Origin of the sequence: Sporosarcina quadrami, assembly GCF_014836615.1 — a bacterium.
GTDB lineage: Bacteria > Bacillota > Bacilli > Bacillales_A > Planococcaceae > Sporosarcina > Sporosarcina quadrami.
The window spans coordinates 15,758-30,840 of the sequence record NZ_JACSQN010000003.1 but is presented as its reverse complement, the minus strand read 5'-3'; the positions used below and the strand labels follow the sequence as shown (position 1 = coordinate 30,840).

Sequence of the window (15,083 nt, the reverse complement as noted above, 5' to 3'; positions counted from 1 at the left end):
GATATTCATACTGTCTTATTATAACGCAACATACCATTCCATTACTTGTGAAATGCCTAAATCGACTACCCCAAAATATACCGCCATGAAAATGACTGTAAAAATGACGACAATCGTGTAACGTGTCAGCTCTTTGCGTTTAGGCCAGCTGACCTTGCGCATTTCCGAGACGACATCCTTTAAAAAACCGGTTATTTTCCCCATTCCTTCATAGACCTCCGAATAAGTAGATATGTTGTTACCGTCAGCCAATCCATTAAATCGACTGTTTATGTTCTGTATGCGAATTGCATTGACTGCAAAATTTCTTAACTGTAAATCGGGTCGTTGTTTTTTTATCGCCCACTGGTGTAACATAGTTTCTTGCTCCACAACGATCACAACATAATGTTATCTTTCCTGACATTTCATCACCTTAAACTTCCGTGATTGTTTTATAAATTTCTGAAGTATTTAGCCATTGTCTTGCTAAAGAGTACCATCTAACAATCACCATGTCAATAGTATGGAAAATGCTTGGAAATCCAAATTCAAGCAGTTTTACAACACAGGATGCAGTTGCATATGCCGTTCCAGTTTGCGTTTAATCCTTTGAAGTGCGTTATCGACTGATTTTACTTGCCTATTCAACTCATCTGAGATTTCTTGATAAGACTGTCCTTCCAAGTAGAGTGAGAGCACTTGTTTTTCCAATCCACTTAGCACTTTATTAATCTCTGTTTCCATATGAATATAATCTTCTTTATGAATCATCAGATCTTCAGGGTCATCTAAATCCTCTCCCGCAATTACATCCATAAGCGTACGATCGGACTCTTCATCGTACACAGGCTTGTCCAACGACACCGATGTATTAAGCGGTATATGCTTTTGACGTGTAGCTGTTTTAATAGCTGTAATGATTTGTCTCGTAATGCACAATTCCGCAAATGCCCTAAATGAACTTAACCGGTCATTCCGGAAATCCCTAATCGCTTTATATAAGCCGATCATGCCCTCCTGAATGATGTCTTCCCTATCTCCACCTATCATGAAGTATGAGCGCGCTTTCATTTTCACGAAGACTTGATATTTGGTAATAAGAAAATCAAGTGCGTCCGCGCTGCCATTTTGAACACGAATGATAAGTTCTTCATCAGTAAGCCCGGTGAAATCCGATTTGCCACCATGAACGTACATCTTCCCCACCAATCACCACACCCCGATTCGTAAATGCCATTTCAACTAGTATACAGTATGGAATTTTTTAACGTCAACCGTTCATTTCATCCCACGGCGCCATTTTTCGAAAATTTCTGCCACATCATCTGTTAGCTGGATCTTCGAAAACGGCCGTTGCTCTTGAATTACCTTTACTCTTTTCGCAATCGCCTTATCAATCTCGTTCATTTCAATCTCTAATTCTCTTGCTGACTTGCGGAGCGCACCTTGTGCAAAAATCACCCATTGCTCCGTTAAATCTGAAGTAGCAACATGAATTTGGACACGGCGCCCGCTCAGTTCAGAAACCATCTTCTCTATACGCTCATCCGCAGTTTCATTTTCCCTTGTAAATACAACTTCTACCCGGTATTTACGATCCTTCTTCTCTATACCAGTCGAGAGATGGGCGTCAAACAGGATGATAACCTTCCAACCTGTATGCGCCTGGTATTCAGCCATCCGTTCAATTAGTCGATCACGAGCGTTGGCCAGATTATCATTCTTCAAACGCACAAGTTCTGGCCATGCGCCAATTATGTTATAGCCGTCTACGAGAAGAATTTCCTGTTTCATGATTGTGACTTTTGAGCATCACGCTTGCGGAACACTTCATACATCAACACCGAAGCCGCGACAGATGCATTCAGCGAAGTAACTTGCCCTACCATTGGCAAATGATAGAGGAAATCACATTTTTCTTTCAGAATTCTTGACATGCCTTTACCTTCACTCCCAATAATGATCGCGAGTGGCAATGTCGCATCCATTGTCCTATAATCTTGTGAGCGCGCCGCATCGGTCCCTGCAATCCAGACGTTTTTCCTCTTCAACTCTTCAACAGTCTGTGAAAGATTGTTAACGCGAACGACAGGTATATGTTCGATAGCACCAGTAGACGCTTTCGCTACCACACCAGTCAAACCGACAGAACGCCGTTTGGGAATTATAACACCGTGAACACCCGTAGCGTCCGCCGTCCTGAGGATAGATCCAAGATTGTGTGGATCTTCAAGCTCGTCCAATATGAGGAATAACGGATCCTCCCCTCTTTCTTGTGCAACCGCGAATAGGTCTTCAAGTTCAGCGTATTCGTACGCCGCAACGGAAGCGATGATCCCTTGGTGATTCATATCGAGCATGCCATCCAACTTCTGCTTAGGTACAGCTTGTACAATGACACCTGCCTCTTTTGCAAGTGATAGAATTTCACCGATACCCTTTTTATTCAACCCTTCCGCAATCCAGATCTTATTTAGTTCTCTGCCAGATCTAAGCGCCTCCGCTATAGGGTTTTTTCCGCCAATCAATTCTGATTCCTGTTCTGTCATGATGTTCCCTCCTCTTTAGGATTCTCGATAAAAGTCACCGTCTTACGGATTATCTCTCCAACACGATCGTGTCTGCCAAGTAAATATAAATAGCCGATAACCGCTTCAAAGCCCGAACTATAATTGTATGTGACGACGTCTGTGTTTTTTGGTACTGACCCTGATTTAGCATTTCTACCGCGACGCAGCACGGCTTCCTCTTCATCCGAAAGGAAGCCTTCGAGCTGCATCATTTTGACACTTGCCGCTTGAGCTTTAGCAGACACATACTGTGTCGCCGCTTTATGCAATGTGTTCGGTTTCACACGACCCGAACGCAATAAATGTTCACGAATAGACTGTTCATACACAGCATCCCCCATATATGCAAGAGCGAGGGCATTCAGCTGTTTGACGTCCATATCACGCAATGTATACAAATCACTCATCCTCTTTTCCACCGCATCCCTTGCGCGGTATCTTCGAGGATGATTCCCTGTTCTTTTAATAAATCCCTGATTTCATCAGACCGTTTGAAATTCTTTTCACGACGTGCTGTCAGGCGTTCCTCTAGTAGTGTTTCAATCTCCTCATCCAAAAGACTTTCTTCAGTAGCAAAAGGTAAACCGAGCACACTCATAAGTTTTTCAAATGCTGCAATGAAATATGCAAGCACAGAGTTCTGTGTATTCTTCTCAAGAAGATAGACGTTTGCCGTCTTCACAAGTTCGAAAATCGCAGCGATTGCATTTGCAGTATTGAAGTCATCATCCATTGCAACTTCGAATTGACGGACGCTTTCACCCACTTTAAACTTCCAAATATCTTGTTGGTCTCCGAGATCGGCGGATTTTTCAAGACGGTATTTCAAGTTAGTATAAGCAGTATTTATGCGATCCAAGCCATTTGATGCACCCTCAACGAGATCTTGTGAGAAGTTTACCGGATGGCGGTAATGGACGGAGAGCATGAAGAACCGTAACACTTTTGGATCGATCTGTTTACGGATATCATTGACAAGCACGAAGTTTCCAAGTGATTTGGACATCTTCTCATTATCGATGTTAATGTATCCATTATGCATCCAATAACGCGCAAACTGCTTGCCTGTCATCGCTTCGGATTGAGCGATTTCGTTTTCATGGTGAGGGAACGTTAAATCCTGTCCACCCGCATGGATATCAATCGTATCACCTAAATGTTCTCGAGCCATGACGGAACATTCAATGTGCCAACCCGGACGACCTGCACCCCAAGGCGTATCCCATGCGATTTCGCCTTCTTTAGCGGATTTCCATAGTGCGAAGTCAAGGGCGTTTTCTTTAATACCACTATCTTCAATTCTTGCGCCAACTTTCAATTCATCAATCGACTGATGAGACAATTTTCCGTAGCCATCAAACTTACGTGTACGATAATACACATCACCTTGCGCGACGTATGCAAATCCTTTGTCGATTAACACTTGTATGAACGCGATAATATCATCGATATGTTCAGTAACACGCGGATGAGCGTCTGCTTTCCCGCAGCCGAGAGCTCCGACATCTTCAAAATAGGCATCGATAAAACGGGTAGTCAGCTCGCCTACCTCCTCGCCAAGTTCCTTCGCTGTATTGATGATCTTGTCATCGATGTCCGTAAAGTTCGATACGTAATTCACTTCATAACCGCGGTACTCCAAATAACGTCTCACTGTATCAAATACAATGACTGGTCTTGCGTTACCGATATGAATATAGTTATAGACGGTCGGCCCGCACACGTACATTTTCACTTTTCCTTCTTCCATCGGAACGAACTGCTCTTTCTTTCGTGTTAACGTATTATACAATTGAATGCTCATCGTTTTCCCCTTCCCTGTTCTCAAGTTCTTCTATGCGCTGTTTCAATAAAGCAATTTCTTTTTCCAACCGGTTGCATGTGTCTGTTATAGGATCAGGCATGTGCGAATGATCATGTCGGCTTTTTACACGGACACCATTCGTCATGACGACTTTCCCAGGTATTCCGACGACCGTCGAATCGGCCGGCACATCGATTAAGACGACAGATCCCGCCCCCACCTTGCTATTGTCTCCAATACTAATGGAACCGAGCACTTTTGCTCCTGACGCTACAAGCACATTATTACCAAGTGTCGGATGACGCTTTCCTTTTTCTTTGCCCGTGCCACCAAGCGTGACACCTTGGTACAACGTTACATCATCACCGATTTCACACGTTTCACCGATGACGATGCCCATTCCATGGTCAATGAATAGACGACGTCCGATCGTTGCTCCAGGATGGATTTCGATACCTGTGAAGAAGCGGCTGATCTGCGAAATAGCCCGTGCTAGAAACAGCAACCTTCTTTTGTAGAAAACATGAGCAATACGATGCCACCAGACCGCATGAAGTCCTGAATAAGTAAGAATCACTTCCAATGTACTGCGTGCTGCGGGGTCCTGCTCAAAAATGCAGTTGATATCTTCTTTCATCCTTCCGAACACCGCTTCTTCGCCTCCTTTTCATCATCTTTAAAACACAAAAACGCCTCTGTCCATAAATAGACAGAGACGCAATAGATGCGCGGTTCCACTCCGCTTGAAAGAGAGTGAGCTCTCTTTCCGCTTAATACCTGTAACGCAGGTCATACGTCCGGCCTACTCAATCGTTCGGCTCGGAGCTCAAAGGGGCATTTCCATATTGCAGCGGCCCGGATCATTTACAGCCGATGATGATCCTCTCTGAAGAGCATGCAGTATGTACTTATCCTTCTCAACGCTTTGCTATTTGTCGTGCTTTACTTTTTATTGAATGTACATCAATTCTACATATATTATGCAAGAAGTCAATCAACTTATGCTTTTGCATATTTCGATACGCGTTCGATTGTTTTTTCTTTACCGATAAGAGCGATGGAATCCGGCAACTCCGGACCATGCGCTTGCCCTGTTGCAACAACACGGATAGGCATGAACAAATTCTTGCCTTTATGGCCTGTTTCTTTTTGCACAGCTTTTATCGCTGCTTTAATGGAATCAGGATCGAACGTTTCAAGATCTGACAGTTGTTTCTGGAATGAAGCCATCACTTCCGGCACTTGTTCACCAGCAAGTATTTCACTGGATTGTTCATCATATTCAATAGCATCCGTAAAGAACTGGGCGGTCAATTCGACAATTTCCGCTCCATAGCTTAACTGAGCTTGATAGAGCGCAATCAAGTCATGCACCCAATTACGTTCTTCTTCAGTCATTTCTTCTTTCACGAGACCCGCAGCCTGAAGATGCGGTAATGTTAATTCGATTACTTCGTCGAGACTCAATTTCTTCACGTACTGATTGTTCATCCATGTCAATTTCGTCTTATCGAACATAGATGGTGATTTAGACAAGCGACTTTCATCGAACAGGTTAATCAGTTCTTCACGCGAGAAGATTTCCTCCTCACCGCCCGGAGACCATCCGAGTAATGCGAAGAAGTTGAACATCGCTTCCGGCAAGTAGCCGAGGTCCTTATATTGGGAGATGAATTGAATGATCGATTCGTCTCGTTTCGACAATTTCTTGCGGTCTTCATTGACAATTAGCGTCATGTGACCGAAGCGCGGGTATTCCCAACCGAAAGCATCAGAAACCATTAGTTGCTTCGGTGTGTTCGTTAAATGCTCTTCACCACGGAAAACGTGTGTAATCTTCATAAGATAATCATCAATGACTACCGCAAAGTTATATGTCGGAATACCATTTGCTTTGACAATTACCCAATCACCAACGTCTTGTGATTCGAATGCAACTTCCCCTCGCACGAGATCATCGACTGTATAAGTGACGTTTTCAGGAACACGCATGCGAAGCGTATATGGCATACCTGCTGATTCTTTTTCAGCAACCTGATCAGCAGTTAGATGACGGCACGTCCCTGTATACATCGGCGCTGCAATACCTGAAGCTTTCTGTTTTTCACGTTCAGCATCCAACTCTTCCGTCGTACAGAAACATTTATACGCATTTCCACTTGCAAGGATATCTTGCGCATATTTTTCGTAAATATCCAGACGTTCCATTTGGCGATAAGGTCCATACTCTCCGCCAATATCCACGGACTCGTCATAGTCGATACCGAGCCATTTTAAATTGTCCAGTTGCGAAAGTTCTCCTGCTTCAATATTACGCGCAATATCCGTATCCTCGATGCGGACGATAAATTTTCCACCGTGGTGTTTTGCAAATAGATAATTGAATAAAGCCGTTCGGGCCCCTCCGATATGTAAATGGCCAGTTGGACTTGGCGCATAACGCACTCGTACTTCTGTTGTCATTGTATAGCATCTCCGTTCCTGTTTGTTTGCACTATTATTTTATCACTGCATGCACTTTTTTAAAAGGAGGCTTCCCATTATTACATTTCTCCATCTTTCAGAAGAAGGATTGTCGCCATAGAAGCAATTCCTTCCTCTCTGCCTACAAAACCAAGCTTCTCCGTCGTTGTAGCTTTGACATTCACTTGTGAGATATCTGCTTGCAGCAATTCCGCTACACGCGCACGGATTGTCTCAATATGGGGAGCCATCTTCGGCTTCTGCGCCATAATCGTACAATCGACATTTCCTAACTTATAACCTTTCGATTCGACAATCGTCCATACTTTTTCCAACAAAACTGCTGAATCTGCATCTTTGAAAGCAGCATCGGTGTCTGGAAAATGACGTCCGATATCCCCTTCGCCAATTGCACCAAGTGCTGCATCTGTAATTGTATGCAATAATACGTCAGCATCGGAATGCCCTGTCAGTCCTCTGTCGTGCGGAATTGTTATGCCGCCTATTATAAGTGGCCGACCTACCTCGAATTCATGAACGTCAAACCCTTGTCCTATACGAATCATTATACATCCTCCTGCCGTCTATGTTTCAAGAGAACCTCACCAAACAGGAGGTCCTCTTTTGTCGTCATTTTAACATTGTCATACGCACTCTCTACAATATGGACGGGGAAACCGAGTCGCTCAACAATCATTGACTCATCCGTCCCAAGAAATCCATCTGCCTCCGCCTTATCTGATGCTTCTTTTAAAACCTCATAGCGGAATGCTTGAGGTGTTTGAATCGACCACAACGTCGAACGGTCAATCGTCCCCTCAACAATAGTATCACTTGCCGTTTTCATTGTATCCTTCACGCGCACACCGGCAATTGCTGCTCCTTGTACATCGGCCGTTTCAACAAGCTGTCTGATTACTTCATGTCTAATGAAAGGCCTTGCAGCATCATGCACAAGAATAATGCCATTTGATGGGTGTGCATGGATGCAAGCGGCAACACTTTGTTGCCGCTCTGCTCCACCTTCAACAAGCATCTTCACTTTCGTTATCCCGAATTGTGCAATCATCCGGCTAATGTCTAATCGTTCTTCTTCCTTCACAGACAAAATCATACCTTCGCACGATGGATCGTTTTCAAACACTTCTAATGTGTGAATGAGAATCGGCTTGTCGACAAGTTCAAGGAACAACTTATTAAAGCCGGCACCCATTCGACTACCACTTCCTGCTGCAGGAATTAACACTGTATACTTTTTCATAACCGTTCCCATCTTCCTTATGACGTTTTTGTCGGCTTGCCATTTTTCGGCTTCGCAAAAATCATCCGACCAGCAGAGGTTTGCAACACACTTGTGACAACGACGTCAATTGGGTTCCCGATATGTGATCTACCTTCTTCAATGACAATCATCGTGCCATCATCTAAATAAGCAATGCCTTGGTTATGCTCTTTACCATCTTTAATAACGACGACATGCATCTCTTCTCCAGGTATGACAACCGGTTTCACGGCATTCGCCAAATCATTAATATTTAGCACTTGCACACCATGGAGTGCAGCAACCTTATTCAAATTAAAATCATTTGTTACAACTAAACCGTTCATGCTTTTTGCTAGACGTACTAACTTCAAATCCACTTCTGCGACATCCGCAAAGTCTTCTTCAGTTATTAAAATACTAGGTCCTTCATCGGTCTGCATACGCTTTAGCACATCTAACCCACGTCTTCCTTTTGTCCTTTTCAAGGAATCAGAGGAATCAGCGATATGTTGTAGTTCGGTCAAAACGAACTGTGGGACTACGAGAACCCCTTCGAGAAAACCGGTTGAAGCGATATCCGCTATGCGGCCGTCAATAATGACACTCGTATCTAGAATTTTGTTCAGCTTTGAATCCGATTGAACGATGATTTCACTACCGTCTTTCTTCTTTGGTGCAGGGGTTCTCATCGAAATAACTGAACGTAGAAGTTCATCACGTTTCTTGAATCCTACTTGAAAACCGAGATAACCGAGCAGAATCGAAAGAATTGCTGGCAGAAACGATAGGACCGATGTGATGAACGGAATCTGCAAACTGCTTAACCCATAACTAACAAGAAACGCCACTATCAATCCGACAACCAATCCAATTGTTCCAAACAGCAAGTCGAAAATCGGTGCTTTTAACAATAAATCTTCCATCCATTTAATGAAATTCACAATCGGATCTACAATAAAAATACCAAGCACAAACAACAGCAATGCACCTACTACTGCAGATACATAAGGATTATCGATCATCGGCTGGGAAGTAAAAGTGGATAAAGTGAATAAATACGGTAAGAATAAAACGCCAAGCGTCCCTCCGACGAGCAGTAACCCAATCTGTACAACTCTTCTCAACATGCCTTACACCTCCATTCAATAATGCTAACTATACATGTTTTCCCTATTTAACGCAGTTGCGAACCATCCAATGCCGGGAAATTTATTCCCATTTATAGGACTGTATCCCGGCGGTGAAAGTTCCGACCTCAGTCGCTTACTACCTCTTGTTTATTTAAAGGCTAAATTCAACGCTTCACTTACCGTTTCGACACCGACAACATTAATACCTTCTGGGAAATCCCAACCACCGATGTTGGAACTTGGAATAATGGCTCGCTCAAATCCTAATTTCGAAGCTTCAATAACTCGTTGTTCAATGCGTGAAACTCGGCGCACTTCTCCAGTTAAGCCAACTTCGCCGATAAAGCAATCAGTAACTCCGGGCGCTGCGTCACGGTAACTGGATACAATGCTAACAAGGACAGCCAAATCGATTGCCGGTTCGTCGAGCTTTACACCGCCTGCTACTTTTATGTAAGCATCTTGTGCTTGCAGTAACATCCCCATCCTTTTTTCAAGGACCGCCATGAGAAGTGATACGCGGTTTTGGTCTAGGCCGGTTGCCATTCGTTTTGGATAGTTAAAACTTGAAGGCGTGACGAGCGCTTGAATTTCAACAAGTATAGGCCTCGTTCCTTCCATTGACGCAACGACCGTTGAACCGGCTGCCCCTTGCGACCTTTCCCGCAAAAATAACTCAGACGGATTCAACACTTCTTTCAAACCGGATTGCAACATTTCAAATATCGCAATTTCATTCGTCGAACCGAATCGGTTTTTTACACTCCGCAAAATCCGATACGTATGATGACGCTCTCCTTCAAAATACAGAACAGTATCCACCATATGCTCAAGAAGTCTCGGACCTGCAATTTGTCCGTCTTTCGTTACGTGTCCGACAATGAAAATCGCTATGTTTTGCGTCTTCGCAATGCGCATTAACTCTGCCGTACATTCCCTCACTTGCGATACACTGCCAGGCGCCGATGTAACTTCCGGATGATGGATCGTCTGAATTGAATCGGCAATGACAAATTTCGGTTTCACATCGTTTATCGTTTCATGAATCTTCGCCAAATCGGTTTCAGCATAAATATACAATTCATCCGAAGCGACACCAAGTCGTTCAGCTCGCAACTTCGTCTGCCGTATCGATTCCTCGCCCGATATGTACAATGTTCTCTCGTTTTGGTTCGCCAGCAAAGAAGACACTTGCAACAGCAATGTTGACTTACCTATACCCGGGTCTCCACCGATTAAAATCAGCGACCCCGGAACAATTCCTCCACCAAGTACACGGTTCAGTTCTTTCAACTCTGTTTTGACACGTGGTTCTTCTGCAGTCTGTATCGCGCTGATCGGCATTGCTTTCTGCTGGATATTCGCAGTGTGTTGGAATGCGCCGCGCGGACCTTTACTGACGATTTCAACTTCTTCATCCATCGTATTCCATTCGCCGCAACCTGGGCATCTACCCATCCATTTAGGCGATTCATATCCGCAATCTCTGCACATGAATTTCGTTTTCCGTTTTGCCATAACACCCTCCATAAGAAAAAAAGACGGCCCGATTCCGTAGAATAGCGAACTCTACGGAAGGACCATCCTTTTTATTGATTTTCCGCTACTGCTTCGCGCTCAGTCTTTACGACGAATTTGTCATCTTCCACATCAACAATTACGGTACCACCTGTCAATACAGTACCTTTTAACAATTCTTCAGATAAGCGATCTTCAATATGTTTCTGCAATGCACGACGCAATGGACGCGCTCCGTAATCCGGATCATATCCTTCGTCCGCGATTTTCAATTTCGCCGCCTCTGTCAAATCTAGTGTAATTTCCTGTTCTGCAAGGCGCTTTGTCAGCTCACTAGACATAAGTGACACAATCTTTTGCAAATGTTCTTTCTCGAGTGAATGGAAGACAATCATTTCATCCACACGGTTCAAGAACTCAGGACGGAAGGCTTTTTTCAATGAATCAAGCATACTCGATTTCATACCTTCGTAATCTTTTTTGCCATCTTGTAAATTGAATCCGACATAGCGATTCTGTTTCAACGCTTCAGCACCGACGTTCGACGTCATAATGACGACTGTGTTACGGAAATCGACTGTTCGCCCTTTCGAATCAGTCAACCTGCCATCCTCTAACACTTGCAAGAGAATATTGAAAACATCCGGATGCGCCTTTTCAATTTCATCCAATAAGACGACTGAATACGGCTTTCTACGAACTTTCTCAGTCAACTGGCCGCCTTCTTCGTAACCTACATACCCCGGAGGTGAACCAACAAGACGAGATGTCGCATGCTTCTCCATATACTCAGACATATCAATACGAATCATCGCATCCTCATCACCGAACATCGCTTCAGCTAGCGCTCTTGCAAGTTCCGTCTTCCCGACACCCGTTGGTCCAAGGAAGATGAATGAACCGATTGGACGTTTAGGATCTTTAAGTCCCGCTCGTGCTCGACGGATTGCTCTTGAAATAGCTGTCACCGCTTCACTTTGACCAATAACACGCTCATGCAACAGTTCTTCCATGTTCAACAGTTTCGCAGATTCTGTCTCAGCAATTTTAGAAACAGGAACTCCTGTCCACATCGCCACGACTTCAGCAATATCATTGACCGTCACTTCTGATTCCTTCTTGCCTTGCTTTTCTTTCCATTCTGTCTTCGTACTTTCAAGTTCTTCTTTCATTTTCTGTTCTTTATCGCGGAATGAAGCCGCCTTTTCAAATTCCTGGGCTTGCACCGCGGCATTCTTTTCATGACGCACCGCTTCAAGTTTCGCCTCAAGTTCTTTTAAATTCGGTGGTGTTGTATACGAACGCAAGCGCACTTTCGATCCTGCTTCGTCAATTAGATCAATCGCCTTATCCGGCAAGAATCTGTCGGAAATATAGCGGTCAGACATTTTCGCCGCCGCATCGATTGCTTCATCCGTTATTTTCACACGGTGATGGGCTTCATAACGATCACGTAAGCCTCTAATAATTAAAATCGTTTCATCAACAGTCGGTTCATCAACTTGTATCGGTTGGAAACGACGTTCAAGTGCCGCATCCTTTTCGATATACTTACGGTATTCATCTAACGTCGTAGCACCAATACATTGCAACTCGCCACGTGCGAGGGATGGCTTAAGAATGTTCGACGCATCGATTGCGCCTTCCGCTCCCCCCGCTCCGATTAATGTATGCAATTCATCAATGAATAGAATGATATTGCCTGCTTGACGGATTTCTTCCATCACTTTCTTCATACGGTCTTCAAACTCACCGCGATATTTCGTACCAGCTACAACCGTCCCCATATCCAACGTCATCACACGCTTATCACGAAGGATTTCAGGTACTTCATTATTCACAATCTGAAGCGCAAGACCTTCTGCGACAGCTGTTTTACCGACACCCGGCTCCCCGATCAGCACAGGGTTGTTTTTCGTACGTCGCGCTAATACTTCAATGACTCTTGTAATTTCTTTACCTCTTCCGATAACCGGATCGAGCGAACCTTCACGTGCCACTTCTGTCAAATCACGCGCTAGACTATCGAGTGTAGGTGTGGAGGCAGATGAAGAAGTGCCTGTCGAACCAACTGAGGCATCGTTACTTCCTAACAATTGAAGGACTTGCTGTCTTGCACGGTTTAAGCTGACACCTGCATTGTTCAGCACGCGTGCAGCAACGCCTTCCCCTTCACGAATCAGCGCGAGGAGAATATGCTCTGTACCAATATAGGAATGACCCAATTTACGCGATTCATCGACAGAAAGCTCGATGACTTTTTTCGCTCTCGGTGTATAGTGAACAATTGGTCCGACTTCCTTTGAACCTGAACCGACAAGGCTTTCTACACCTTTTTCAATTGTATCAAAACTGACGTCAATTGCTTCCAATGCCTTCGCCGCAATGCCGCCACCTTCACGTATGAGTCCAAGCAAGATATGTTCTGTACCGATCGATTCGTGTTTCATACGAATCGCTTCTTCTTGCGCTAATTGCAAAACTTTTTGTGCACGTTGTGTAAACCGATTGAACATCATATCCATTCCACTCCTTCTATTTAACGTCTATATTATTCTCCACCCCCGAAAGTGTGGAATACTAATCTCTTTTACTCTATTCAAATAAATCGACTAGCAACCCTTCGTCAAGAAATTGACTTTGACTATCTTTGACTTAAGTATAATTAAAAGAAGAGCGACACGCAAAATTGTTGCTCACTCTCCACTATCTTCTCTTTCAGATACCTGGTTTACACTCAATCGCTCCCGGAACAGATCCGCGCGGAAAATGTCCCGCTCTTCAGCGGTCAATTCCGTTCTAGCATATTGCTGCAAGAAACCTGGTTGCATGAAAATCATCAGTTCATTCAAGATGGACATGTCGATGTCTTGTATGATTTCGAGATCAATACCAAGACGGACATCTGACAGACATCGAGCCGCTTCGCCAGATGGGAGTAATCGTGCATACTTGATGATGCCAAGTGACCTGAACAGTTTGTTTTCGAGCGCAATTTTGGACTTTGCCAGCAACACTTCACGGGATCGCCTTTCATGTGCGATGAGCCGTAACGCCACGTTTTTAAGGTCAGCTAAAATTTCCTTTTCCGTTTTACCTAATGTCGTCTGATTCGAAATTTGATAAATATTGCCGAGCGCTTCGCTTCCTTCGCCATAACTTCCTCTGACAACCATTCCAAGACGCGTGACGGCTGGAATGATACGATCAATTTGCTTCGTAATCGTCAATGCAGGCAAATGCATCATGACCGATGCCCGCATACCCGTCCCTGTATTGGATGGGCAACTTGTCAAATAGCCAAACTCCTCATCAAAGGCATAAGGAAGTTTGTCTTCGAGCTCATTATCAACCGAATCTGCATGCTCGTAGGCGTTTTCCAGCTGAAATCCAGGATAAATGCACTGTATACGAATATGGTCTTCTTCATTGATCATGAGACTAACCGTTTCATCTTCCGAGAGAATGACAGCTCCATTACGTTTCGAATCAGTCAATTGCGGGCTAATCAAATGCTTTTCCACAAGTATTTGACGATCAAGCAAAGGAACATCGGACATTCTCATATATTCATACCCTTTTTCTCCAGAATTAAGCAGTACTTCCTTAACTACTTCATCCACTTGGTTCGCATCTTCCGGATTAGACGCTATCGGGAATAGATGTCCTCTCAAATTGCGCGCTAGACGTATTCTTGTGGACATGACGATATCTGCATGCTCTCCACTTGCCTTCATCCATCCAGCAACTGAGCCTTTCATGAATTTATTAATTGACATCAGCATCTCCACCTCCATCTTGGCAAGTCGCTAACCTTGACTTCAACGCTTTCACTTCGTCGCGCAGTAACGCGGCATCTTCGAAACGTTCTGCCTGTATCGCTTCTTGCATGTCCGCCCTGATCTCTTCAATTTTCTTTTTCACAGCAAACAACTCGTTGAATGAAACCGGAATCTTTCCGGTATGAGACATATGTCCGTTATGCAATTTGCTAAAAATTCTCGGCAATCGTTCTTTAAACGTACTGTAGCAAGTTGGACAGCCAAATTTACCGATATCGAGAAACCTTTTAAATGTTAACCCGCAATCAGGACATGTTGGACCTTCAGGTATCCCTTCCTTCGATTGTTGCAATGACTGCATGGAATCAATTCCACCAAACCAATGGGATAAGAACTGTTGAATAGACAACGGTTCCTGACTTGGATCTAAATGAAACATCTGAGATTGGAATGCACATTTTTCGCATAAATGACGCTCTGTCTTCACGCCTTCATTCTCTTGTGTCAAAATTACGGAAGCTTGCCGTTCTTTACAATTGTCACAAATCATCGTCTGTCACCTCATCGATA

The 15,083-nt window shown here is 44.0% G+C and carries 16 protein-coding genes and 1 other annotated feature; all 16 genes read right to left on the bottom strand.

Going from position 1 to position 15,083, the window contains the following annotated elements; all coding sequences use genetic code 11:
• Positions 1-18: 18 nt before the first annotated feature.
• On the bottom strand, positions 19-204 hold the full coding sequence (secE, locus tag H9649_RS03750; RefSeq protein ID WP_191693393.1) for a preprotein translocase subunit SecE: 186 nt from the start codon (positions 202-204) through the stop codon (positions 19-21).
• Between the two features lie 52 nt (positions 205-256).
• Positions 257-406, bottom strand: a complete 150-nt coding sequence (gene rpmG, locus H9649_RS03745; protein WP_191693392.1) for a 50S ribosomal protein L33 — start codon at positions 404-406, stop codon at positions 257-259.
• A 134-nt stretch (positions 407-540) separates the two neighbouring features.
• A complete protein-coding gene (gene sigH / locus H9649_RS03740; protein WP_191693638.1) occupies positions 541-1,179 on the bottom strand; it encodes an RNA polymerase sporulation sigma factor SigH in 639 nt (212 codons plus the stop codon).
• Positions 1,180-1,260: 81 nt separating this feature from the next.
• Entirely contained in the window at positions 1,261-1,776 is a 516-nt protein-coding gene (locus H9649_RS03735) for an NYN domain-containing protein (protein WP_191693391.1), read from the bottom strand.
• Positions 1,773-2,531 (bottom strand): 23S rRNA (guanosine(2251)-2'-O)-methyltransferase RlmB, encoded by a 759-nt coding sequence (gene rlmB / locus H9649_RS03730; RefSeq protein WP_191693390.1) that lies wholly within the window; start codon positions 2,529-2,531, stop codon positions 1,773-1,775. The genes H9649_RS03735 and rlmB overlap by 4 nt, the downstream gene beginning before the upstream one ends.
• The gene (locus H9649_RS03725) at positions 2,528-2,959 is read right to left on the bottom strand and encodes a Mini-ribonuclease 3 (RefSeq protein ID WP_191693389.1); all 432 of its coding nucleotides are present in this window, start codon (positions 2,957-2,959) and stop codon (positions 2,528-2,530) included. The genes rlmB and H9649_RS03725 overlap by 4 nt, the downstream gene beginning before the upstream one ends.
• On the bottom strand, positions 2,956-4,356 hold the full coding sequence (gene cysS, locus H9649_RS03720; protein WP_191693388.1) for a cysteine--tRNA ligase: 1,401 nt from the start codon (positions 4,354-4,356) through the stop codon (positions 2,956-2,958). Before cysS ends, H9649_RS03725 begins: the two co-directional genes overlap by 4 nt.
• A complete protein-coding gene (gene cysE / locus H9649_RS03715) occupies positions 4,337-5,005 on the bottom strand; it encodes a serine O-acetyltransferase (protein WP_191693387.1) in 669 nt (222 codons plus the stop codon). Before cysE ends, cysS begins: the two co-directional genes overlap by 20 nt.
• A gap of 59 nt (positions 5,006-5,064) precedes the next feature.
• Positions 5,065-5,286, bottom strand: a binding site (T-box leader).
• 69 nt (positions 5,287-5,355) lie between these two features.
• Entirely contained in the window at positions 5,356-6,819 is a 1,464-nt protein-coding gene (gltX, locus tag H9649_RS03710) for a glutamate--tRNA ligase (RefSeq protein ID WP_191693386.1), read from the bottom strand.
• 80 nt (positions 6,820-6,899) lie between these two features.
• Positions 6,900-7,385, bottom strand: a complete 486-nt coding sequence (gene ispF, locus H9649_RS03705) for a 2-C-methyl-D-erythritol 2,4-cyclodiphosphate synthase (protein WP_191693385.1) — start codon at positions 7,383-7,385, stop codon at positions 6,900-6,902.
• Complete coding sequence (gene ispD, locus H9649_RS03700) at positions 7,385-8,080, bottom strand: 2-C-methyl-D-erythritol 4-phosphate cytidylyltransferase (RefSeq protein WP_191693384.1); 696 nt, start codon at positions 8,078-8,080, stop codon at positions 7,385-7,387. Before ispD ends, ispF begins: the two co-directional genes overlap by 1 nt.
• Before the next feature lie 17 nt (positions 8,081-8,097).
• The gene (locus tag H9649_RS03695) at positions 8,098-9,210 is read right to left on the bottom strand and encodes a PIN/TRAM domain-containing protein (protein ID WP_191693383.1); all 1,113 of its coding nucleotides are present in this window, start codon (positions 9,208-9,210) and stop codon (positions 8,098-8,100) included.
• A 150-nt stretch (positions 9,211-9,360) separates the two neighbouring features.
• Positions 9,361-10,731, bottom strand: a complete 1,371-nt coding sequence (gene radA, locus H9649_RS03690; protein ID WP_191693382.1) for a DNA repair protein RadA — start codon at positions 10,729-10,731, stop codon at positions 9,361-9,363.
• Between the two features lie 71 nt (positions 10,732-10,802).
• The gene (locus H9649_RS03685; protein WP_225229672.1) at positions 10,803-13,250 is read right to left on the bottom strand and encodes an ATP-dependent Clp protease ATP-binding subunit; all 2,448 of its coding nucleotides are present in this window, start codon (positions 13,248-13,250) and stop codon (positions 10,803-10,805) included.
• Between the two features lie 177 nt (positions 13,251-13,427).
• Complete coding sequence (locus H9649_RS03680; RefSeq protein ID WP_191693381.1) at positions 13,428-14,510, bottom strand: protein arginine kinase; 1,083 nt, start codon at positions 14,508-14,510, stop codon at positions 13,428-13,430.
• The gene (locus H9649_RS03675; protein ID WP_191693380.1) at positions 14,500-15,063 is read right to left on the bottom strand and encodes a UvrB/UvrC motif-containing protein; all 564 of its coding nucleotides are present in this window, start codon (positions 15,061-15,063) and stop codon (positions 14,500-14,502) included. The genes H9649_RS03680 and H9649_RS03675 overlap by 11 nt, the downstream gene beginning before the upstream one ends.
• Between the last annotated feature and the right edge of the window lie 20 nt (positions 15,064-15,083).